Annotated in this window: 17 protein-coding genes, 2 pseudogenes and 2 riboswitches; of the genes and pseudogenes, 7 read left to right on the forward strand and 12 right to left on the reverse strand. The window is 70.8% G+C overall.

What is annotated here, in order from left to right; all coding sequences use genetic code 11:
- Positions 1-13: 13 nt before the first annotated feature.
- Complete coding sequence (thiM, locus tag ACF0H8_RS18365) at positions 14-841, reverse strand: hydroxyethylthiazole kinase (RefSeq protein WP_395290302.1); 828 nt, start codon at positions 839-841, stop codon at positions 14-16.
- Positions 833-930, reverse strand: a riboswitch (TPP riboswitch). It overlaps the preceding gene by 9 nt.
- A 91-nt stretch (positions 931-1021) precedes the next feature.
- Positions 1022-1135: riboswitch (TPP riboswitch) on the forward strand.
- A 49-nt stretch (positions 1136-1184) separates the two neighbouring features.
- On the opposite strand from thiM, the gene ACF0H8_RS18370 reads away from it, so the two are divergent.
- The 3 genes and pseudogenes from ACF0H8_RS18370 (at position 1185) to ACF0H8_RS18380 (ending at position 4198) form a co-directional block, all read left to right on the forward strand.
- Positions 1185-1790: an ECF transporter S component gene (locus ACF0H8_RS18370; protein WP_395290303.1), complete on the forward strand. Its 606-nt coding sequence runs from the start codon at positions 1185-1187 to the stop codon at positions 1788-1790.
- A 1-nt stretch (position 1791) separates the two neighbouring features.
- The gene (locus ACF0H8_RS18375; RefSeq protein ID WP_395290304.1) at positions 1792-3369 is read left to right on the forward strand and encodes an ABC transporter ATP-binding protein; all 1578 of its coding nucleotides are present in this window, start codon (positions 1792-1794) and stop codon (positions 3367-3369) included.
- A pseudogene (locus tag ACF0H8_RS18380) lies at positions 3366-4198 on the forward strand (energy-coupling factor transporter transmembrane component T family protein). The gene ACF0H8_RS18375 and the pseudogene ACF0H8_RS18380 overlap by 4 nt, the downstream one beginning before the upstream one ends.
- Positions 4199-4605: 407 nt before the next feature.
- Here ACF0H8_RS18380 and ACF0H8_RS18385 read toward each other — a convergent pair.
- The 4 genes from ACF0H8_RS18385 to ACF0H8_RS18400 all read right to left on the reverse strand — a co-directional run bounded on the left by ACF0H8_RS18385 (position 4606) and on the right by ACF0H8_RS18400 (position 10874).
- Positions 4606-5988: an IS1380 family transposase gene (locus ACF0H8_RS18385; RefSeq protein ID WP_395290305.1), complete on the reverse strand. Its 1383-nt coding sequence runs from the start codon at positions 5986-5988 to the stop codon at positions 4606-4608.
- Between the two features lie 358 nt (positions 5989-6346).
- A complete protein-coding gene (locus tag ACF0H8_RS18390; protein WP_395290306.1) occupies positions 6347-6910 on the reverse strand; it encodes a zinc-binding dehydrogenase in 564 nt (187 codons plus the stop codon).
- A 118-nt stretch (positions 6911-7028) separates the two neighbouring features.
- Positions 7029-9194 carry a beta-glucosidase gene (locus tag ACF0H8_RS18395; protein ID WP_395290307.1) on the reverse strand — a complete coding sequence of 722 codons (2166 nt, stop codon included), beginning with the start codon at positions 9192-9194 and terminating at the stop codon, positions 7029-7031.
- A gap of 180 nt (positions 9195-9374) precedes the next feature.
- On the reverse strand, positions 9375-10874 hold the full coding sequence (locus ACF0H8_RS18400; protein WP_395290308.1) for a glycoside-pentoside-hexuronide (GPH):cation symporter: 1500 nt from the start codon (positions 10872-10874) through the stop codon (positions 9375-9377).
- Positions 10875-11316: 442 nt separating this feature from the next.
- On the opposite strand from ACF0H8_RS18400, the gene ACF0H8_RS18405 reads away from it, so the two are divergent.
- Positions 11317-12204, forward strand: a complete 888-nt coding sequence (locus ACF0H8_RS18405; RefSeq protein WP_395290309.1) for a sugar phosphate isomerase/epimerase family protein — start codon at positions 11317-11319, stop codon at positions 12202-12204.
- 42 nt (positions 12205-12246) lie between these two features.
- Positions 12247-14016: a beta-glucuronidase gene (gene uidA, locus ACF0H8_RS18410; RefSeq protein WP_395290310.1), complete on the forward strand. Its 1770-nt coding sequence runs from the start codon at positions 12247-12249 to the stop codon at positions 14014-14016.
- 160 nt (positions 14017-14176) lie between these two features.
- Here the strand turns inward: uidA and ACF0H8_RS18415 are convergent.
- From ACF0H8_RS18415 to ACF0H8_RS18435, 5 genes and pseudogenes are all read right to left on the reverse strand, one after another.
- Positions 14177-15074 (reverse strand): IS5 family transposase gene (locus ACF0H8_RS18415; protein WP_395290831.1). Its coding sequence is split into 2 segments (ribosomal slippage): positions 14177-14737 and positions 14739-15074, totalling 897 coding nucleotides; the frame shifts between segments, so codons are not numbered across the junction.
- A gap of 247 nt (positions 15075-15321) precedes the next feature.
- On the reverse strand, positions 15322-15564 hold the full coding sequence (locus tag ACF0H8_RS18420) for a hypothetical protein (protein ID WP_395290311.1): 243 nt from the start codon (positions 15562-15564) through the stop codon (positions 15322-15324).
- 40 nt (positions 15565-15604) lie between these two features.
- Positions 15605-15781: a hypothetical protein gene (locus tag ACF0H8_RS18425; protein ID WP_395290312.1), complete on the reverse strand. Its 177-nt coding sequence runs from the start codon at positions 15779-15781 to the stop codon at positions 15605-15607.
- 96 nt (positions 15782-15877) lie between these two features.
- Positions 15878-16324 carry a recombinase family protein gene (locus ACF0H8_RS18430; protein WP_395290313.1) on the reverse strand — a complete coding sequence of 149 codons (447 nt, stop codon included), beginning with the start codon at positions 16322-16324 and terminating at the stop codon, positions 15878-15880.
- 907 nt (positions 16325-17231) lie between these two features.
- A pseudogene (locus ACF0H8_RS18435) lies at positions 17232-17285 on the reverse strand (hypothetical protein); the annotation flags it as partial.
- A 461-nt stretch (positions 17286-17746) separates the two neighbouring features.
- On the opposite strand from ACF0H8_RS18435, the gene ACF0H8_RS18440 reads away from it, so the two are divergent.
- A complete protein-coding gene (locus ACF0H8_RS18440) occupies positions 17747-19555 on the forward strand; it encodes a calcineurin-like phosphoesterase C-terminal domain-containing protein (protein ID WP_395290314.1) in 1809 nt (602 codons plus the stop codon).
- 266 nt (positions 19556-19821) lie between these two features.
- Entirely contained in the window at positions 19822-20085 is a 264-nt protein-coding gene (locus ACF0H8_RS18445; protein ID WP_395290315.1) for a hypothetical protein, read from the forward strand.
- A 676-nt stretch (positions 20086-20761) separates the two neighbouring features.
- Here the strand turns inward: ACF0H8_RS18445 and ACF0H8_RS18450 are convergent.
- Together ACF0H8_RS18450 and ACF0H8_RS18455 are read right to left on the reverse strand one after the other, a co-directional pair.
- Positions 20762-21460 (reverse strand): hypothetical protein, encoded by a 699-nt coding sequence (locus ACF0H8_RS18450; RefSeq protein ID WP_395290316.1) that lies wholly within the window; start codon positions 21458-21460, stop codon positions 20762-20764.
- A 59-nt stretch (positions 21461-21519) separates the two neighbouring features.
- Positions 21520-21837 carry a hypothetical protein gene (locus ACF0H8_RS18455; protein ID WP_395290317.1) on the reverse strand — a complete coding sequence of 106 codons (318 nt, stop codon included), beginning with the start codon at positions 21835-21837 and terminating at the stop codon, positions 21520-21522.
- Positions 21838-21859: the final 22 nt, after the last annotated feature.

The following is a 21859-nucleotide window of genomic DNA, read 5'->3' on the forward strand; positions in this document are numbered from 1 at the left end:
GCTTGCTCCGGGGTCAGGAGAGGCGGGCGCGCTCGGTCAGTGCGGCGGGGGTGAGCAGGGCGAGCTCGTCGAGCAGGGCGACGGCGAAGCTGCCCGGCCCGCGGCTGCGCCCGGCGGCGGCCTCGGCGGCCACGGTGAGGGTGGCCGTGGCGGCCGTGGCCGCCAGCAGCGGGTCCTCCACCACGGGGCAGAAGGCGGCCATGAGGGCGCCGAGCGCGCAGCCCGCGCCGGTGACCTGGGTGAGCAGCTCTGTGCCGTTGCCGACTCGCACCACCCGCGCTCCGTCGGTGAGGTGGTCGACCGCGCCGCTGACGGCCACCACGGTGCCGTGCTCGCGGGCCAGCTCCGCGGCCGTGGGCAGCGCCGCCTCCGGGGTGTGCTCGCTGTCGGCGCCCTTGCCGCCCTGCCCGCCCGCCAGGCCGAGGATCTCCGAGGCGTTGCCGCGAATGACCGCAGGGGCCGAGCGGGACAGCAGGTCCAGCGCGACCCGGGTACGCCACGGCAGGCCGCCGGCACCGACGGGGTCGAGCACCCACGGTGTGCCCGCGCCGGCCGCGCCGGTGACCGCGTGCGCCATAGCGGCCACGGTCTCGTGCTGGGGTGTGCCGAGGTTGACGAGCACGCCGTGGGCGACGGCGGCGAAGGCGCCGGCCTCGTCGGGGTTGTCCACCATGGCGGGGCTGGTGCCGACGGCGAGCAGGACGTTGGCAGTCCACTGCGCGACGACGATGTTGGTCATGCACTGCACGAGCGGCGGGCGCTCGCGCAGCCGGGCCAGGGCGGCGCCCAGGTGCTCCGGCGCGATGTGGTGGTCGGACAGGGTGCTGGAAGGTGCGGACATCCGCGACGTTCCCTTCGCTAGTACGAACTAGATCAGGTTCAACGGGTGTGCTCTCAGCCGTGCGATGCACGGCACCCCGCGTCGGTAGTCACCCTACGCCCGCCCGGACGGCGGCCGAGATCGCCGGCGCGCGACGCCCGGACGGCCGCCCGGTGCCGCGGTGTAGCATCCGGCACGCAAGAGATGCGACAGGGGAGCGCCGCCGCGTGCGGTGGGCGCTGAGAGTGCGGCCAACCGCAGACCCTCGAACCTGATCCGGTTAGTACCGGCGAAGGGAGTCGAGTTCTCGGGGTGCCGGCGCGTGCCGGGACCTTCCCCTCCTGAGGAGCAGGAGGACCTTTCCGTGAGCGTTTCCACCTCGACCGCACGCGCCACCAGCTGGCGCGTGGTCGACATCGTCGTGGCCTCCGTGGTGGCGGTAGCCGTCGGGGTCGTCTTCTGGGGGTGGTCCGCCGGCTACGCCGGCGTCGCCGCCGCCACCGCGGCCTTCCCCCCGCTCGCCGGGCTCTACGGCGGCGGCTGGCTCATCGCCGGCGTGATCGGCGGCCTCATCGTCCGCAAGCCCGGCGCGGCCCTGTACTGCGAGCTGCTGGCCGCCGTGGTCGAGGGCTTCCTCGGCACGCACTTCGGCTGGACCGTCGTGATCTCCGGCCTCATCCAGGGCGCCGCCGCGGAGGTGGTGTTCGCGGCCTTCCGCTACCGGCGCTGGAACCTGCCCGTGGCGCTGCTGGCGGGCGCCGTCGCCGGCATCGCGATGGGGACGAGCGAGAACGTCCTGTACAACGTCGCCTGGGCATCGCAGTGGAAGGTCGTCTACGTGATCCTCGCGGCCGTCTCCGGGACGGTCCTCGCCGGCCTGCTGTCCTGGCTGGCCGTCCGCGCGCTGGCCCGCACCGGCGTGCTCACCGGTCTCGCGTCGCGCGACGCTGCGGCCGAGCGGGCGCTCTAGAGTGCCGCGCGCCGCGGCGGCCGGCGTCCGGCCGGCCGCGATCAGCGCCGCCGGGTGGGGGTGGCAACACGCCGGCCGGTCCCGCCCGGCGCTGCGGAACCTCGACCTCGAGATCCGGCCCGGGGAACGGGTCCTCCTCCTCGGCGCCTCCGGGGCCGGCAAGTCGACCCTGCTGCACGCCATGGCGGGGGTCCTCGGGGAGGACGATGGGCACGCCCAGTCGGGCCGGCTGCTCCTCGACGGCCGGCCCGCGGCGGACCAGCGCGGGCGGGCGGGCCTGGTGCAGCAGGACCCGGAGACCCAGGTGGTCCTCTCCCGCGTCGGCGACGACGTTGCGTTCGGGGCCGAGAACTTGGCCGTGCCGCGCGAGGAGATCTGGGACCGCGTGGCCGAGAGCCTGGCAGCGGTCGGCCTCCACCTGCCGCTGGACCACCCCACCGCCGCCCTGTCCGGCGGCCAGAAGCAGCGCCTCGCCCTGGCCGGGGTCCTCGCCATGCGCCCCGGCGCCCTGCTGCTGGACGAGCCGACCGCGAACCTCGACCCGGCCGGGGTGCTGCAGGTGCGCGACGCGGTCACCCGTGCGCTCGAGCGCACCGGCGCGACCCTGGTGGTCGTCGAGCACCGCGTCGCCGTGTGGGCAGACGTCGTCGACCGGGTCGTCGTGCTCACCCCCGACGGGGTGCTCGTCGACGGCGCCCCGCGGCAGGTGCTGACCCGTGCCCGGGCGCAGCTCGTCGGGGCCGGGATCTGGGTGCCCGGCCATGTCCCGGCGGTGCGGCCGCGCGCCGTCACCGCGGAGGGCTCTCCGGTGCTGCTCTCGGCCCATGACCTGGCGGTCTCCCGGGAGCCGGTCCGCCGTCGGCACCCGGCCGCGCCGGTGGCCGCGGGCATCGAGGCGCAGGTGCGTCAGGGCTGCGCGCTGAGCGTGACGGGCCCCAACGGCGTAGGAAAGTCCACCCTGGCCCTCACCCTGGCCGGCCTGCTGCCCGCCCGCGGCGGCTCGCTGGTCGCCGGGCCGCTGCTGCGCGAGCACGGCCCCGTCGGCGGCCAGGTCGCCGGGCCCACGCCGTCCGCCTGGAGCTCGGCCGAGCTGATCACTCGCATCGGCACCGTCTTCCAGAACCCGGAGCACCAGTTCGTCACCGGCCGCGTGCACGACGAGCTGGCCTTCGGCCCCCGGCAGCTCGCCCGGACCACGTCCCGGTGGCACCGGCGGGACGTCCCGCGCGACGGCGCCGCCCTCGGGGGCAGGGTCGACGAGCTGATGGAGCGACTGAGGTTGACACACCTCAGCGAGGCGAACCCCTTCACCCTGTCCGTCGGGGAGAAACGCCGGCTGTCCGTGGCCACGGTCCTCGCCGCACGGCCGGCCGTCCTGGTGCTGGACGAACCGACCTTCGGCCAGGACGCCACCACCTGGCGCGAGCTCGCGTCCCTGCTCACCGAGCTGCTGGACGCGGGCACCGCGGCCGTGTGCGTCACGCACGACGCCGAGTTCACCGCGGCGCTCGGCGGGGACCGCCTGCACCTCGCGCCCCGGGACGCGGCGGACCCGGCGCCGGTGCCGGAGGCGGCATGAGCGCCATTACCGAATCCTCGCCCTCCGCCCCCCGGGCGGCCGACCCGCCGAGTCGTGGCGCGGTGCCCCTGCTGTCCCGGGCCAATCCGCTGTCCAAGCTCGGCGCCGCGCTCGCCCTCACCGCCGCCATGGTGCTCACCGTGGACTGGGTCTCGGCCACGACCGCCCTCGTCCTCCAGCTCGCCGCGCTGCCCCTGACGGGCCTGACCTACCCCGCGCTGGCCCGGCGGGGCTGGCCCATCCTCGCCGCCGCCGTCATGGGCGGCTGGAGCACGGCGCTGCTGGCCGAGCACTCCGGCCCGACCGTGCTGGACCTCGGCATCGTTCGCCTCAGCGAGGGATCGCTCGCCGCCGGCACGGCGATCCTGCTGCGCGGGCTGGCCATCGCCCTCCCGGGAGTGCTGGTGCTCGCCTGCACCGACCCCACGGACCTGGCCGACGGACTCGCCCAGCGGCTCCGCGTGCCGCACCGCTTCGTCCTCGGGGCGCTGGCCGCCATGCGCCTGGTCGGCCTACTCATGGCCGAGTGGCACACCCTCGGCATGGCCCGGCGGGCGCGGGGCGTCGGCACGCACGCCGGGCCGTGGGGGCGGGGGGTCGCCCAGCTGGGGCAGGGGCTGGCCTTGCTCGTGCAGGCCATCCGCCAGGCCACGCGAATGGCCGTCACCATGGAGGCGCGCGGGTTCGGCGCCACACAGCGCACATGGGCGCGCCCCAGCACCTTCTCCCGCCTCGACCTGTGGGTCTGCGCCGCCGGCCTCGCCATCTCCGCCGCCGCGCGGTCGGGACCGCCGTGGTCGCGGGAACCTGGAACCCGATCTGGACCTGACGCGACCGCCAGACTGCCTCCCTCATCCCCGGAACGGTGCGGGCATCGGCCAGCGGTTGCGCGGCGCTCAGATCAGGTGGGAATGGGCAGCCCAGTGCTAACCGTCCCCGCCCACGCGCGCCACCGCACTGGTCCAATCCGAGTCCGCGACTGTCTCGCTTCCTTGGTTTTGATACGCGCGACTTATGCGACGGCAGCAGGGCGGCGAGAAGCCACTTTGGCGCGCATGGTGAGTTCGACAGCATCACTAACCTCGGTGTTTCATGCAGCCGGCGGGCGTGGTCCGGTGTGCCGGGTTTGACCGGTTCTGGCCTCGTGGTGGAGGCCGTGGCATTGGAAGGGCCCGGCTGTCGCGCCGGGTGGGCGGGGTTCCGAGGTCCTTTAGGTCGGAGGGGCAGGGTCGGCGGTCAGCCGAAGGCGGTGCGTATCCGGCTCCAGCCGGTGGCGATCGCGGTGGCCCAGCGCCAGGTGGCGTCGATGCGCAGCCGTGTCTGCCGGGCGGCTTTGGTGATGCGGGCGGCGACGTGCAGGACGCGGTAGCGGAAGGCGGCGATCTCGCACCTGGCCAGCGCGGGGTCGCCTGGGAAGGCGATGAGCTTGGTCCAGGCGATCAGGTCGGTGGCCATCAGGACGACCTCGAGCCAGGCGTTGTTCTCGTTCCAGGCCCGGCACGGCAGGTTCCGGAGCCCGGTGGCCTTGGCCTGGCGGATGCGGTCCTCGACGCGGGCGTGCTGACGGTGCCGTAGTTCGAGGCCGGCGATCTGCCCGGGGACGACGCCGGGTGGGGTGTCGGTGAGGAACGCGGTGATCCGCATGCCGTCGACGTCGGTGAAGGTCAGCTGCGCCCCGGGATGGGGCCGTTCCTTGCGCAGGATCAACCGGGAGCCCTCGGGCCAGGCCGTCAGGTCGACGGTGTCGGTGACTTCGGCGACCCAGGCGCCCTCGCGCAGCCCGTCGGTCTCGATGGCCCGGTGCCAGCACCGCTCGGGGATGGCGTCGACGATGTCCTTGATCCGGAAGTCCACGGGGAACCCGAAGGAGAACCCCACCCCCTTCTCGCGGCACGCGGCGGCGAACGTGTGGGTGGCGCCGGCGGAGTCCGACCGGGCCAGCACCCGCGGACCGTCCGCCTCGCCGGGGCGGGGCCGGGCATGCTCGGGCAGCGCGGCCAGCGCCATCTGGAGCACGGCGACGTGGTCGGCGGCAGTGTTCGACCCGGCGTTGCCCTTGCGCAGCAGCCCAGCGAGTGCCTCCCCGCCAGCGATCTCCGGGCGGTCGAGGAAGGCCAGCAGCGGGTGGAATCCGAAGGTGCGCTTCCAGGTCGCGGCGGCGTTCTCCTTCTCCGAGTGCGCGATGGTGATCGTGGCGTCGAAGTCGATCCGCAACTCCTCGGAAAGGTCCGGGCCCGCCCCGGCGGCCCACGCCCGCTCCCGGGCCGCCGCCCGGGCCGCGCGCACCGCGGGCAGGTGGTCGGCGTCGACCCGGTCCAACACCCGCCACACCGTCGGCATCGAGGCCACCGGCCCGAAGACGTCCTGCCGGTCCCCGAGGACGGCGATCCCGCTGATCGCGTCCGCGCCGTCGGCGACCGCGACCGCCAGATCGGTCAGCACCCGCCCCGGCGCGTGGATCGGCACCCCCCGGTAGGTGTCCAGCAGCGCGCCGTCCACCGCCTGGACCAGGCCGGTGTACCCGGCCAGCTCCCGCAGCATCCCCACCCCGGCGTGGGACACGACGCCCTCGCCGTCCGCGCTGACCTTCAACCGTCGCAGCGACCCGTTACGCTTCACCCGGAAAGTGCCTCTCTGGAGCGACTACCTGGACTCTCGACAAGCCCAAGTTTTCCGCACCAGACGGGCACTTTCCGCTATCCCGGCACCGTGTCATCAGCGACCGGCGTGAAAGGCCGAGGCTAACGACGCCATTTAACCCGCCCAGTCATCGGCTAGCGCTGATCAACCCCCACTGAACAGCCGGCGTCGACGGGGCGTGGCGCGGTGTCGAAGCTGTACGCACGTCCGCCAACGCCGTCGCGCCCGTCGTGCACCACCACCGCTCTTACCTGCAGGGCTCAAGGCATCGCGGCGACAAGCCCCGAAGGCGCTTTGGCACCGACGACGATGGCATCACAGCGCGGAACGTCCTCGCTCAGCCATTCGGGGTCGTGTCGAGGACGATGCGGAAGCGCGGTGCGCCCGCACTGATGCGGTCGAGAGCTTCGTTAGCCTGCTCGAGCGGCATGCGCTCGAGCATGGGCCGAACGCCGTTGCCGATGGCGAAACGCATCGCCTCTTCCGTGTCGAGCGCGCTTCCTGCCAGTTGACCGGTCACGATCTGTCCGTTCATGACGAAGCTGAGGAGGTCAACGGATCCACCGTCGACACCAATCAGTGTGAGACGTCCGTGGACCCGGAGTCCCTTGATGAGCTTGGCAACCGGAGCGGTGGTGGGAACTGTGCTGATGATCAGGTCCGCCCCGCCCATCTTGTGCAGTGCCGCGCCCGGGTCGCTGGCGGAAGTGTCGATGTAACCGTGTGCTCCCAGCTCGCGTGCGACACTCTCCCGTTCCCGGCCGCGGGCGATGGCCACAACCTCGTAATTCATCTTCGAAGCGAACTGCACGGCAAGGTGCCCGAGTCCGCCAAGACCGAACGCTGCTACACGGCCACCAGCCGACACGTGTGCATGTCGGACGGCATTGAACGTGGTCACACCGGCACCCCCATCGGCGCAGCATCAAACGGGGGTGAACCGGCTGACCACCGCCGGCCCGGCCGAGCCGGGCGCGGCGGCAACCGCCGGGTCCGGCCCACCGCGCCAGCGGGCGCGGTCAGGCGACGGTCATGGTCGCCGTCAGCGGTGTGTCCTCGCTCGACGTCCCGACGTGGACCACGTACTCCCCCGGCAGCACGACGAAGTCGTGCGCGCCGTCGTCCCACACCGACAGCGGGTGGTTGGTCGCGCGCGGGTCGATGACCACGCTGACGCGCTCGGACGCGCCCGGCTCGAGCCAGACCTTGCGGAAACCCACGAAGCGCTTGGGCGGCTCGTGCGCGGCCGCCGGAAGCGAGAGGTAGACCTGGGCCACCTCGGCGCCGGCCACGTCGCCGGTGTTGGTCACGGTGAACTCCAGGCTCAGCGGGGTGGTGCCGTCCGTCTCGGTGGCGTCAACCGTGAGGTGGGAGACCTCGAAGGTCGTGTACGACAGCCCGTGGCCGAACGGGAACAGCGGCTCGATGCCCTGGGCCTGGTACCAGCGGTACCCCATCTGCAGGCCTTCGCTGTAGCGGATCACCGGGTAGCCGGCGCCCTCGTCGGTGCCGGGGTAGCGCTCCGGGTGCCCCGCCACCGGGGTGTCCTCCCATGCCTTGGGGTAGGTGGTCGGCAACTTTCCGGACGGGTTGACGACACCGAAGAGCAGATCGGCAACGACGTGGCCGTCCTCGCTGCCCTGGTTCCACACCTCGAGCACGGCCGGGACGGCGTCGATCCACGGCATGAGCACCGGGTTGCCGTCCTTGAGCACGACGACGGTCCGGTCGTTGACCGACCCGACCTCGGCGATCAGCCGGTTTTGGTCGTTGAGCATGTTGGCGTCGGGCTGGTCCGCCCCCTCCGTGGCCACCAGCCCGGCCATGATCACGACCACGTCGGCGGCCGCGGCGGCCGCCTTGGCCTCGTCAAGGTTGGACAGGTCGTCGGCGACGGTTACCTTCTCGAGCACGGCGCTCGAGCCGAGGCCGTCCAGGACGTCGCGCAGGCCGTCCATCGGCCGCACGGTGTAGAGCGGGTCCACCTTGGAGCTGCCGCCGCCGCCGAGGCAGGCCTCGTCCACGTAGGTGGCCTGGCCGATGACGGCGATGCGCCCCACGCCCGGGTCCAGCGGCAGCACCCTGTCGTCGTTCTTGAGCAGGACGGCGATCTGCTCACCGATCCGCCGCGAGATCGCGCCGTGGCCGGCCGCGTCGATCTGGCCGGGGGCGTACGGGCGCTCGAACTGCCCGAAGCGGAACATCTGCGTGTAGCGGCGCACCAGCGCGCGGTCGACCGTCTCGATCTCCAGGCTCGTGTCCGCCAGCGCCGCCTTGACGTTGGCCTCGTTGAGCCATTTCGCGTCGGGCATCTCGTGGTCGAGGCCGGCGTTGATCGACGGCGCTGCGGAGCGGCAGGACCAGAAGTCGGACTGCACGTATCCCTCGAAGCCCCACTCCTCCCGCAGGACCGTGTGGAGGAGGTAACGGTTCTCGGTGGCGTAGGTGCCGCGAACCCGGTTGTAGGCGCTCATCACCGCGGCGATCTCGGCGTCCTTGACGAGCATCTCGAACGGCAGCAGGTACAGCTCGCGCAGCGTGCGCTCGTCGACCTCGACGTTCGCGCGGAAGCGCTCGTACTCCTGGTCGTTGACCGCGAAGTGCTTGGCCATGGCGATGACGCCGTGCTCCTGGATCGCCCGGGCGACCTCGACGCCCATGACGCCGGAGAGGTAGGGGTCCTCGGAGAAGTACTCGAAGTTACGGCCGGCGGTGGGGATGCGGTGCAGGCAGACGCCCGGCCCCTCCAGGACATGCTGGCCGAGGGTAGCGGTCTCCGAGCCGATGACCGTGCCGTACTCGCGGGCGAGTTCGGGGTCGAAGCCGGCGGCGAGGCCGATCGTCATCGGCAGCGCCGTGGCCGGCGGGCTGGGGGTGCCGTCGCCCATGCCGACGCCCACCGGCCCGTTGGTGATGCGGAAGCGCGGGATGCCGAGCTCGTCGATGCCGGCGACGTGGCGCTCGACGCGGATCTGCGCGGCCAGCTGCTCCATGTCCTCGCCGGACTCGGCCGCCTGGGCGGCGAGCGCGTAGATGTCGATGGTCTCCATCGCGCCGTGCAGCTGGGCGATCTTCTGCTCCAGGGTCATGGCGGCGACCAGCTTCTGGGCCCGTTCCCGGGGCGGGAGCGAGGTGTCCGCCCACGGGCGGTCCGTGAGGGCTTGGGCGGTGGTGGCGTTGGCCATGACGATCTCCTTGCAGTTGGTGGGAGCGTGGGCGACGGCGAAGCGCTGCCGCGTCGCGTCCCCGATGGCGGGGGCTGGGAGGAGCCGCCCGTCGGGGGGCGTGGTTCCTCGGGCGTTCTGTTCGGTTGGGCGCCGCGAGCGGCCTGGCCCGTCCCGCCCGGGCGGGACGGCCCAGGAGGCTCAGCCCTCGGCGGCCAGCGCGGCGGCCTTGCGAGCCTCGGTCTCGGCGGTGATCTCCTTGAACCGCGCGTCGGTCAGCGGGTAGCGCGACATGACCAGCACGGCCAGCAGGGCCAGCGCCGCGGGAGCCAGGCCGGCGGCGATGCGGATGCCCTGGATCGCCTCGGCGCTCTGGACCGCCGCACCACCGACGTACCCGGTCAGCCCGATGATCCCGGCGGCGGCGAAGCCACCGAAGGCCTGCCCGAGCTTGCGGACGAAGGAGAAGACCGCGTACGTGGTGCCCTCGGTGCGCTTGCCGGTCTGCCACTCGCCGTACTCGACCGTGTCGGCCTCCATGGCCCACATCAAGATGTTGACGAGCCCCTGGCCGGCGCCGAGCAGGAAGTAGCCCACGTAGGCGAAGACGGGTGTCGAGGACGGGGCGAGCCAGAGGATGAGCGCGCCGGCGAAGAACACCAAGCCACCGAGGAGGTAACCGTTCTTCTTCCCGATCCTCGACACGAGCTTCCCGACGAAGGGGGCGACGACGAAGATGGCGCCGGTCATGAGCAGCGACAGGACGGGGTAGATGCTGGCGTTGCCGAGGACATCGCGGGCGTAGTAGATGCCCAGGGTGTTCAGCGCAAGGGTCGCGGTGAGCATGATGAGCGCGCTGATGCACAGCATGAGCAGCGGCTTGTTCCTCAGCACGGTCCTCATCGCGGCCCCGAATCTCACCGAGTCCTCGGCCGGGCGGGCGACCTGCTCCCGGGCGGTGAAGAAGGTGAAGAGGTACAGCCCCAACCCGACGACCACGAAGATGAGGGTGATCGTCGTCAGGGACGACTGGAGGCCGGCGGCGGCCTCGGCGGAGGCCGCGGCCTGGGCCGCGTCGAGCTCGGCCTGGCTGGCACCGGCGCCCAGCTCGGCGGACTTGGCCGCGAAGAGGTTCGCGGAGCTCCACCGCTGCACCTGGGGGGCGACGACGAGAGCCAGCAGCAGGCCCGTGGCGGCGGCGCCGACGTTGCGGAAGGTGGCGAGCTTTGCCCGCTCGGTCGGCACCTGGGTCATCGTCGCGGCGAGCGAGCCGTAGGGAATGTTGACGACCGAGTACAGCGTGGACAGCACGCCGTAGCTCACGTAGCCCCAGAAGAGCTTCATCGCGTCGGAGTCCGCGGTCGGCAGGGTGAAGGCCCAGACGCTCGCCAGCAGCAGCGGCAGGGAGCCTAACAAGATCCACGGCCGGAACTTGCCCCACCGGGAATGGGTCCGGTCCACGAGGCGGCCGATGACGACGTCGACGAACGCGTCATAGACGCGGACGACGAGGAAGATCGTGCCGGCGGCGGCGGCGGGGATGCCGACGACATCGGTGTAGTACAGGAGCAGGAACATCGAGGCCATGGAGAAGGCCAGGTTGTTCGCGGCGTCCCCGGCGGCGTAGCCGAGGTAGTTGCTCAGCCTCAGCTTCGCCGGGAGCTTGGCGACTGTCGTCGCGCGGGACACGCGTTCGGTCATTGGATTCTCCGTCTCGTTCACCAGCGCATCGGTGCGCCGATCCGGCACCTGCGTGCCGCCCACAGTGAGTGGCGGCACACAGAGCGCCCAAAACGTTGCCGAAAGTTGCCGTGGCAAGCACAGTTGCCAGACCGTCCGGCGGCCCCCTGAAGGGCGCGCGTGCGGCGGTAAATGCGCACGTCACGGCGAAGGCGCCCCGCAGCCGCCCGGTCGCCGGTCCGCACGGCAACAGACGGCAACGGATGGCCACCGGCGTCCACCGGCGGTCAGAGTGGGGTCACCCACGACGCCCCGCTCACCGAGGAGCCCCGCCCATGCGCCCGCCGCCCGGACCACCGGTCGAGATGACTGCCGACACCGGCCCCGGCACACCCCTCCGAACCCGCGGCACGACGGCTCGGTGCTGCGGTGGGGCGCGTCGCACGGTAGGGGCAGGGTCCGGGTGAGCCGCACCGTCCGGCGGCGGGCGGTGAGCCCCCTCGGCTACGCCGACGGCCGCATCGCGGGCACGCCGCTGGAGATGCTGGCGCAGGCCTTCGCCGACTTCCATGACATCGGCTTCACCGCCGTCCGGGTCGACGTGCCGCCGGACATGCACCTGGACGACTACGCGCACTGGATCGGCACCTACGAGCTCGCCCCCGTCCCCGGCGTGTTTGCCGCGACGTTCGACGGCGCTGAGGACCTCGCCCCGATGCTGGAGCGCGCCCGGCTGCTCGCGGCGCAGCACACGGCCCTCGGACTCGACCGGATCATGCTCATCGCCGCCCCCGTGCCGGACCGCCTGGCCCGGCCGGCCGTCGGCGCGAACTCCTCCCGCGCACGACTCGCCCGCGTGGTCGACGAGCTGGGTGCCGTCGCGGCGACGCTGGCGAGCGAGGGCGTGCGCCCGCTGCTCCACCCCCGGGTCGGCGGCCTCGTCGAGACGGAGGCGGAGGTGACGGCGGTGCTCGCGTCGTCCGACGTGCTCGGCTTCGGCCCGGACACCGGGCACCTGCGCTGGGCCGGCATGGACCCGGCCGCGCTGATACGGCGCTACGCCGACCGGGTCGGTGGGGTGCACCTGAGCGACGTCTTCGCCGACTTCACCCAGCCCGCCCGCCGGGGCCGCGGGAAGAGCTACGGCGAGCTCGTCGCCACGGGCCGGGTCTGGGCCGAGCCGGGGGCCGGCGTCGTCGACCTCGAGGCCGTCCTAGCCGCCCTGCCCGGGAGCTTCGACGGCGACGTCGTCGCCGAGATCGAACGGCCGAGCCACTTCTCGGTCTACGAGTCCCACCGTCTGGCGTACGAGTGGATGTCGGCCCACACCCTCGTCCCCGTCGCCTGCTGAAACGTACGACCCGACCGACGCCCACCTATCGAAAGGATCCCCATGCTGCGTCCCCAGGACACCGCCACCCGCGAGAAGAAGCGGCTCGACGGGTTGTGGAGCTTCGCCCTCGACCCGGACGGCGAGGGCCGCCGGGCCGGCTGGGAGCGCGGCGCGCTGCCCGGCGGCCGTCTCATGGCGGTGCCGGCCAGCTTCAACGACGTGGTGGCGGACCCGGCGGTGCGCGACTACTTCGGGGACATCTGGTATCAGACCGTGGTGCGCGTGCCCCGGGGCTGGGCCGGGGAGCGGATCGTGCTGAACCTCGAGTCCGCCACGCACCGCGCGACCGTGTGGGTGAACGGGCGCGAGGTCGTCCAGCACGAGGGCGGGTACACGCCCTTCGAGGCCGACGTCACCGACGTCGTCGCGCCCGGCGAGGAGGCGCGCATCACGGTCGTCGTGAACAACACGCTAACCTTCCAGACCATCCCCCCGGGCGTCATCGAGGAGACCTCCAGCGGAAAGAAGCAGCGGTACTGGCACGACTTCTTCAACTACGCCGGCCTGCACCGCTCGGTCTGGCTCTACAGCACCCCGCCGGCGTACGTCTCCGACATCACCGTCGTCACGGGGCTGGATGGCGCCACCGGCACGGTGCAGTACGCGGTGGAGACCGAGGGCGGGGCCGCGGACGTCGCCGTCGTGCTCCGCGACGCCGACGGCGCCGAGGTGGCGACCGGCTCGGGCGCCTCCGGCACGCTCACCGTGCCTGATGTGCACCGCTGGGCTCCCGGGGACGGCTACCTCTACGACCTGGAGGTCAAGCTCCTCGACGACGGCGCGACGGTGGACAGCTACTCCCTGAAGGTGGGCGTGCGGACCGTGGAGGTGCGCGGCACCGAGTTCCTCATCAACGGCGAGCCGTTCTACTTCAAGGGCTTCGGCATGCACGAGGACCACGCGGTGATCGGCAAGGCCCACAACGACGCCCACCTCGTCAACGACTTCGAGCTGCTGCGCTGGGTCGGGGCGAACTCCTTCCGCACCTCCCACTACCCCTACTCCGAGGATGTGCTGGAGCACGCGGACCGCCAGGGCATCGTCGTCATCGACGAGACCGCCGCCGTCGGGCTGAACATGGGCCTCGGCGGCGGCATCTTCGGCGGCCAGGGCTACACCACCTTCTCCCCCGAGACCGTCAACGACGCCACCCAGGAAATCCACGCGCAGGCGATCCGCGAGCTCATCGCGCGGGACAAGAACCACCCGAGCGTCGTGCTGTGGAGCATCGCCAACGAGCCGGAGTCCGAGACCGAGGCGGCCGAGAACTACTTCCGTCCCCTCTTCGACGTCGCCCGGCAGGCGGACCCGACACGGCCGGTGGGGTTCGTCAACGTCATGCTCGCCCCGCACGGCAAGTGCCGCGTCTCCCAGTTCGGGGACGTGCTCATGCTCAACCGGTACTACGGCTGGTACGTCGACACCGGCGACCTCGAGGCGGCCGCCAAGAACTTCAAGGCCGAGCTGGACGCGTGGGCGACAGAGGGCAAGCCGATCATCATCACCGAGTACGGCGCCGACACCTACCCCGGCCAGCACGACCTCGTCCCCCAGCCCTGGTCGGAGGAGTACCAGGTCGCCTACCTCGACACCAACCACGCCGTGTTCGACAGCGTGGAGGCGGTCGTGGGCGAGCACGTCTGGAACTTCGCCGACTTCGCCACCACCTCCGGCATCATGCGGGTGGGCGGCAACAAGAAGGGCGCCTTCACCCGCGACCGCCAGCCCAAGGCCGCCGCGCACGTGCTACGCAAGCGCTGGCGGGACTGAGCCTACCTAGGGGCGCCGGCGCGACCTTCGCCGACGCCCCAGACCCAGAGCCCCGCCGCTGCCCCGGACTCCGGCGGCAGCAGCGGGGCGCCGGTACCTTGGCGGAGAACTCGCGCGATTTTGCAGAAGTAAGCGCGATTTTACTGAGGTACGACCACGCCTAGGGCGTGTCTCTTAATGCCTTGAGCCAGATGGTGATCGCTCGCAGGACGACGCCGCCGCGGTAGGTCAGCGCGAGCTTGTCGTAGCGGGTGGCCAGGGCGCGCCACTGCTTGAAGACGTTGAAGGAGCGTTCGACGACGTTGCGCCGCTTGTAGGCCTCTTCGTCGTAGGTGACGGGCCGGCCGCCCTTGGACCCGCGTCGCTTGCGGTTGGCGATCTGGTCGGAGCGTTCGGGGATGACGGCCTGGATGCCGCGCCGGCGCAGCAGCGCCCGGTTCGCCCGGGAGGAGTAGGCCTTGTCGGCCAGGGCCCGCACCGGCGTGGTCCGGGCCCGCCCAGGACCCAGCCGGGGCACGCGCACAGAGTTCATCAGGTGCTCGAACATTGGCGAGTCCCCGCCCTGCCCGGGTCCGAGCACCATCACCAGCGGGCGCATGTTGCCGTCGCAGACGTGGTGGATCTTCGTGCTCAGTCCGCCGCGGGAGCGGCCGATGGCGTGATCAGGCGGCTCCTCGCCGGGTTTCATGTAATTCGACAGCTCCCCCTGTGTCCCTCGGGAGGTTCGTGGCGTGCTGGTGGGCACGGTTGATCGTGGAGTCCACCGACACCTCCCAGTTGACCAGTCCGGCCGCATCCGCCTGCGCGAGCAGGGCGGTGAGGATCTTGTCCCAGGTCCCGTCGCCGCTGAAGCGGCGGTGCCGCTTCCACACCGTCTGCCACGGGCCGAAGCACTCGGGCAGGTCCCGCCAGGCGATCCCGGTGCGGTAGCGGTAGACGATGCCCTCCACCACCGCGCGGTGGTCCCGGAACCGCCGTCCCCGACGGCCCTCCGAGGACGGCATCAACGGCTCGATCAACTCCCACTGGGCATCCGTCAGCACGGCATAACGTGACACCACCGCAGCGTTTCAGTCCACCGGCCCCACTATTGGGAGACACGCCCTAGAACAGCCGGTCCGGCAACGCCGGCTTCCACCACGAGCCGTTCGACGGCGAGGGCATCTGATCGACGTACGTCCGCAGGCCGCGGCCATGGCGCAGGCACCACCGGGGCGGTCAGCCCGCCGTGCCGCCTCCAGCGTCGTCTGCTGCCTTCGGGCGGTCGGAGCTTCGCAGCGTCATCGTCGACGCGTCGTTGCGCAACTACGAGGGCGGCATCCAAATGTCACCGTCGTTCAACTTCGGGCGGGGCTGCAGGGGCTTGTCTTGCTCCCTGTCGGTAACGTCCTCCACCTCTTCCAACGGTGTTATCTCCAACGCTCGCAGCACCTGTCCTTCCTCGTTCCTGATAGCCAGGAAGAACGGACGCTTCTTCTTGTCTGGGTGCGCATCCCTACGCTCCTTGAGCCAGGCCGTCACCTGATCGGTAACGTGGTCGAGCAGCAACTGGTAGCTATGGCCAACGAGAGCGTCCGCACCTTCCGACTTAGTTCATCTTGCCGCTGCTGGGGCCCTTGGAGAGTCCGCCGATGCCGGGGTGGTAGTCGAAGAGAACCTGGCGGTCCCGCCCGCAGGGGCCGACCGGTCCCCGCCCATGGTTGCCCACGGCAACGATGGTGGTGATCTCCCGGGCGCCGTCCGCTCGGGCGGCGCCGAGGGCCACCAGCTCCGCGCAGGGCCCACCGGGGTGAGTCGGCCACCACAATTCCGGCGCTGCCACCAGGCGCCGCGGTGCCGTCCCCCGCTGCTCGCGACACATTCAGTGCGTGAGGGCGGCACCGCGAGGGACACCGACTGCCCTTACGCCCAGTCGCGGCTGTCCCGGTCGCCGGCCAAGTGCCGGCAGACGCTCGCTCGCGAGATGCCGAGCGCCTTGGCGATCTGCGTAGGGCTTTCCCCATTCGCGCGGACGGGCGCGGACGGCGGCGAGTTTGTGGGGTCCATGACCGTGGGTCGGCGCCGGTACGCCCCTGCGCCCGGGCGCTTCGAGGCCGGCCCTCGTGCGTTCCCGGATGAAGTCGCGCTCGAACTCGGCGAAGGCGGCCATCATCGTGAAGAAGAACTTCCCCTCCCCCATCGGCGTGTAAGTCCCTGCCGGAGTGCCGGTCAGGATCCGCAGGCTGATCCCCCGGGCGCGGAGGTCGTCGGCGATCTTCAGGACGTCCTTGGTCGACCGGCCGAGCCGGTCTAGCTTCCACACCACCACGTGTCCATGCCGTCACGGAGGTAGTCCAGCGCGGCGGTAAGCCCTGGCCGATCAGTGGACCGGGTCGTGATCTTCTCCTCGAAGACCCGGATGCATCCGGCCGGCTGGAGGGCGTCGCGCTGCAGCTGGGAGTCTGGGACTCGTGAGCGCCGCCAGCCGATGGTTGTCTGGGCGGCGTTCTCTGGTCAAAGCGTTCAGGATGCCGCAGGGCCGGTGGCCGGCACACAGGCCCAGACGTGCTTGATCCTGCCGCTTTCGCTGGTGTGCCAGCCTTAGTCCCGGCTGAGGGCGTCCACGATCAGCAGGCCGTTGCCGCCCGGACCGGGCCGCCGGCGGATACATCGCGGGCGTGCGGCGCGGGTGGTGGTCCTCGACGTCGATCACCCACCCGTTCCGGGCTTGGTAGAGCCGCGTGGTCACCGGCGCGCCGCCGTACTTCAGCGCGTTGGACGCCAGCTCAGAGACCACCAGCGCGAGGCGGTCGAGCAGGCCCGCGGCCTCGACGCCGTCCTCGGTCAACTCAAGGACCACCGCGAGCAGGGCCTCCCGCAAAGGGCCGAGACCGTCGGGAGAGGCGAGCTGCCAGCGCGCCAGCGCGGGTGCCGAGACAGGAGGTCGGAGCTGGCGAACGGCCATACCCGCCGCTGACACCAGGACCTGCCTCCTCAATCGAAACGAAGCAGACGTGCGGGCGCAGTCCAGGAACCCGCGTGCCAGCCCGCCTCTCGAGGACCGTGGCACTCGTGCGGAGGTGCTGGTCAGCCGCTCCTCTTCCGGTGGGGGCTGAGGTAGTAGGACAGGCGGAACTTGCCGATCTGGACCTCGCCGCCGGCGTGCAGGGGATGAACTCGATGCGCTGGGGGTTGACGTAGGTGCCGTTCAGGCTTCCCACGTCCCGGACGGCGAATCACCGTTGCTCGGCGACGAACTCGGCCTGCCTGCGGGAGACCGTGATGTCATTGAGGAAGACGTCAGCGTCGGGATCGCGGCCGACGGTGGTGCGGTCGGTGTCGAGCCGATACCGCGCGCCGGGGCGGTATCTCCTGCGGTCAGAAGCTCGCTCGAGGCCTCACGGCGCGACTCCTCTCCGAAGAGGCTGGCTCCCACGATGGTGGTGTCGTCGCGCTGCTCCCGGTCGGTCATGACCCCTCCCTCGACGCTCTACCCCTCCCCCGCCCGGCGCCGCCACGTGCTCGGCTCTGCCCGGCCCGGGCTGCAGCGCTCCAGGTCCAGTTCTTCGGCGCGCCGGCCCGCAACTCGGATACGGCCGGTTTTTCTCCGGTTCACCACGCCCTCGCTGAATCGTCTGGTGCGCCCCATTCTCGCGTCGGCCGGCGGCCGATTGTTGTTCACCGTCGGCTGAAAACGTGGCTCCCGGTCGGCCGGGGGGCCGGCCGTAAATCCGACAGGAGCCACGTCACTGTGAACGCCAGATATCTGCTTCACCGACCGACCCGCCTCACCGCAACCGCTCTAGCACTCGCCGCCTCCGGCGCGCTGCTGGTGCCCGCCGCCGCCACCGCCGCTCCAGGCGGCAGCCCGGAGGGCACGCCCTGGGCCGAGACCGCCTACCGAGGCGGCGTCGACGTCGTCAAGGGACCCGACGAGAACCAGGAGATTCTCGACGGCACCGTCTTCGTAGACAAGGACAAGGACTCAGTCCAGGACCCCAACGAGCAGGGCCTCGCCGGCGTGACCGTGTCCAACGGACGCGACGTCACCACCACCGACAGCCACGGCCGATACGACCTCCCGGCGTTCGACAACATGACCGTCTTCGTCACCCAGCCCCGCGGCTACCAGGTCCCGGTCGACGAGGACAACGTCGCCCAGTTCTTCTACCACCACCTGCCCGCCGGATCACCGGAGCTGAAGTACGGCGGCATCGCCCCGACCGGTGACCTGCCGGACGAGGTGAACTTCCCACTCGCCAAGTCCGCGCTCACTCAGTCCCCCGAGCAGCACTGCGTCATCGGGGCCGACGTGCAGACCTACGACCTGGAAGAGGTCGAATTCGCCCGCAACGGCGTCTTCGCCGACCTGGCCAAGCGCACCGACTACGCCGGGTGCGGCGCCCTGTTCATCGGCGACGTCGTCGGGGACGACCTGTCCCTGTACCCGCAGACGCGGGAGTTGGTCAGCGTGCTCAATGGCCCGGCGCGCTTCCTGCCGGGCAATCACGATCTCGACTTCGACTCGCCCGAGAGCGAGCACAACTTCGACACCTTCAAGGCCCAGCTCGGCCCGGACTACTACTCCTACGACGTCGGCAAGGCCCACGTCGTCGCCCTGAACACGATCGAGTACCCGACCAAGGTGCCCCCGCGGAAGAGTGACTACACCTACGGTCTCGACGCGGACCAGATGGAGTGGCTGCGCAACGACATCGCCCAGGTGCCCGAGAACACGGTCATCGTGCTCGCCTCCCACAGCCCGCTGCTCGAGTTCTACTACAGCAACTCACACCGCACGAAGCAGCTCGAGGAGATCTACGAGATCCTCGAGGGCCGCGAGGTCGTGGCCGTCGCCGGCCACACCCACATGTCGGAGAACCTGCGCGAGGGCGACCTCATGGCCGGATGGACGGACATCGTCGGGGACGAGGGCCTGCCGTTCACCCATCTCACCGTCGGTGCGGTGTCAGGCCAGTGGTACGCAGGAAGGGTGCTGGACGAGGGCTACCCCACCGCCATCCAGCGAGACGGCACTCCTCCCGGCGTACTGACGCTGGACATCAAGAACGTCGAGGTCACGGAGCGCTACACCGTGGTCGGCGGCGACGAGTCCGAGCAGATGGCGCTGGGCCTGAACACCCTGCGCTACCGCGACTGGTACGAGGACAACGTCAGCAAGCCGCGCGGCACGGCGCCGGCGCTGGAGAACCCGCTCACGGTCACGGGCGACGACCTGGCCGGCGACACCTGGCTGACCACCAACTTCTGGATGGGCTCCACCGTCGAGGTCAGCATCGACGGCGGCGAGCCGACCGAGGCGGTCCGCACCCAGCAGATGCAGGGCGAAACCCCGCTCGTCGGGGCCGAATGGTCCGACCCGGCCGCCATTCATGAGCAGTTCGTCCACGGCGGCGGCCTGGCCGACCGCTCGATGCACCTGTGGCGCCTCGAGCTGCCCGCCGACCTCGCCGTCGGTGAGCACACCGCCGAGGTAACCGCGACCGACGTCCACGGCCGGACCTACACCGACACCCTCACCTTCGAGGTCACCGAGTAGTCCGGGTCGCCGCGGCTCGTTCCATCCCGGTGCCGGCACCCAGGAGGGCCCACGGCCCGGCTGGTTGCCGGCACCGCCGCATCGGCCAGCAACCTCGTGCCGGTCCGGCCGCTGCTCACCGCCGTCGGTGCACGTCAGGCGTGACTCCAGGGGATGCTCTGCAGCACACGCTCGAGGTCCAGCTCCCCGAGTCGGGTCTGGCCGCCGCGGTCCATGAGCACGCGATGCCTACAGGGCTCGCTTCGGGGTCGCGCCGATCAGCCGCCGTGCTGAACCAGCACGGCTACGAGATCGCCCCGAGCACCTACTACGCCACCAAGGCCCGCGGCGCCTCCGCCGCGTATCTTCAGGATCCGTACCTCGCGAATACCCTGCGGAACCTGTTCGAGCTCAACCGGGGGCTGTACGGGATCCGCAAGCAGTGGAGTCCACTTCACCCACACCACCCGGAGCTTCCGAAGAGCGAGAAAATTCGGTCTGCGGCTCCGTCGGACCAGCCCATCAGCACGAATTCACGTGGGCAGACTTGAACCACCGTGGAGCGCGGTCGCGGCACATTGCGAACGAATTCGGGACGAGCAAATGGTCGCTGCGTGCGTTCTCCCAGGCAGCGACCATGTGATGGAGCTAGAGGGACTCGAACCCTCGACATTCTCCCGGAGGTTCGCAAGCTTAGGCACTCCCTGGAGTCCGTTGTCTCGAACGCTCGCTGACCACGTCGTAGCCTCCAGAAACGGCGAAATATCAATAGTTCTCAGCGAGCTGACTCCAGGGTCGCACCTCTCCTCAGCGTGGTCAAACACAGTCATTCGACAGTCGCAGACGCGTGGAACTCGCGTGGAATCGGGGCTCACGCCTGGAACTCGCGTGGAATCCTCTGAGCCCATGCCAAGGGGGTCTACAGGCAACGGCAGCCACGGGCGATTCTCACAACAGGTGCAGCTCTCGTTCATATCCGAGCCCGAGAACCTCCCTTATGACATTGCGTAGTCTCCGGCTCCCTCCCCCGCTGTCGAGTGCCACTGAAGTTGAGCAACTCCCACTGGATCCGAGCCGCGGCCTGCGCAAGTCCCGTTGGAGTTGAGCAGCGCGCCTCCCCCGCTCGGTGGGGCGGGTGATGTGGACTGGCGGCGTGTCAGCGTTGACGCTCCAGAACGCGCCGGCCACTTCGCGCAGCGGCGTGGCCGCGGACGGGTTCGCGCTGCGTTATGTCGACGCTTCGGGTGTCGAATGCGACGTATCGCTCGAGGACGCTGAGCTGCGCACTGCCCGAAGGCCAAGCACGATGAGCCAAGCGAGCATGCTCAGGTTGAATGGTCCGGCCAGGAAGCTCAGGCCAGCGAAGATCCCGGACGATGCGGCAGCGAATCCGAGCACGCCGGTGAACACGCCCCAATAGCCGAACCATGGTGGTGCGCCCAAGTCGCGCAGGAACCCCATTCCTGTCATAAGCGCGCCGAGCCCCAACACACCGAAAGCGAGCACCGACGCGGATGAGGCCACGGCCCAGAGTGCGTCGCCGGCGGCACTGTCCGACCCGCCCGAAGCGGCCATCGGCCGGATGATGCCGTCGTAGAGGCCGATCACGAGCAGGTTCTCCACTAGATGGATCGTGGCCGCCAGCGCCAGCTCCCCTGCGCCGACGGCGACCAGCGCCGAGCGGTGTCCATACCGAGCCATCAGCCACCAGGAGAATCCGGCGAGGATGACCATTGCAAGAATGAGGACCCAAGCTCCCGCGATGGCGCGATCGATGCTCACTACCCGTTCGGCCAGATCCGCCGCGGAGTGGTGGGCTTCGGGCATCTCCGCACCGGTGAGCCAGAGAGCGAGGCCGACAATAGCCGCGGCAGCGAAGCCGATTGCGGAGAGGCCGCCCCAGCGCGCGAACCCTGCAGACGTCATGCTCGCTTATCCTGTGCTCGTTCGTGCCGGACCTAGGACCGCTCGGGACTCCGGGGCCGCTACTCGGTCGGCCCGTCGCGGAGGGTGCGCCGCAGCGGGATCGAGGAAGCGATGGCGAGGGTGAGCCCGGACGCGAGGCCGATCGCCGCGACCCAAGCTCCTCGCGGGGTGGTGAGCGCCAGGTCGGGCCCGCCGATGCCGGACGGCGTCGCCGCGAGGCCCGCGATCAGGACGAGCACGACGACGCCGCACAAGGCGCGCCAGCCGGCTCGGCCCCGTCCCGCGAGTGCGAATCCGCCACCGATGCCGATGATGGCGAAGGCGATGGCGTCGCCCCCGAGACCCGCGGTGAGCAGGCCGACGAGCGCACCCGGCATGAGCAGCGGGGCGTCGCGAGCG

It is taken from the genome of Georgenia sp. AZ-5, from assembly GCF_043952095.1.
Lineage (GTDB): Bacteria > Actinomycetota > Actinomycetes > Actinomycetales > Actinomycetaceae > Georgenia.

What these genes read in the sequence shown, in the direction of transcription:
- thiM (WP_395290302.1), bottom strand. Translation starts at nt 841, where the DNA reads ATGTCCGCACCTTCCAGCACCCTGTCCGACCACCACATCGCGCCGGAG.
- ACF0H8_RS18395 (WP_395290307.1), bottom strand. Translation starts at nt 9,194, where the DNA reads ATGGCCAACGCCACCACCGCCCAAGCCCTCACGGACCGCCCGTGGGCG.
- ACF0H8_RS18400 (WP_395290308.1), bottom strand. Translation starts at nt 10,874, where the DNA reads ATGACCGAACGCGTGTCCCGCGCGACGACAGTCGCCAAGCTCCCGGCG.
- uidA (WP_395290310.1), top strand. Translation starts at nt 12,247, where the DNA reads ATGCTGCGTCCCCAGGACACCGCCACCCGCGAGAAGAAGCGGCTCGAC.
- ACF0H8_RS18450 (WP_395290316.1), bottom strand. Translation starts at nt 21,460, where the DNA reads ATGACGTCTGCAGGGTTCGCGCGCTGGGGCGGCCTCTCCGCAATCGGC.
- ACF0H8_RS18455 (WP_395290317.1), bottom strand. Translation starts at nt 21,837, where the DNA reads ATGCCGGGTGCGCTCGTCGGCCTGCTCACCGCGGGTCTCGGGGGCGAC.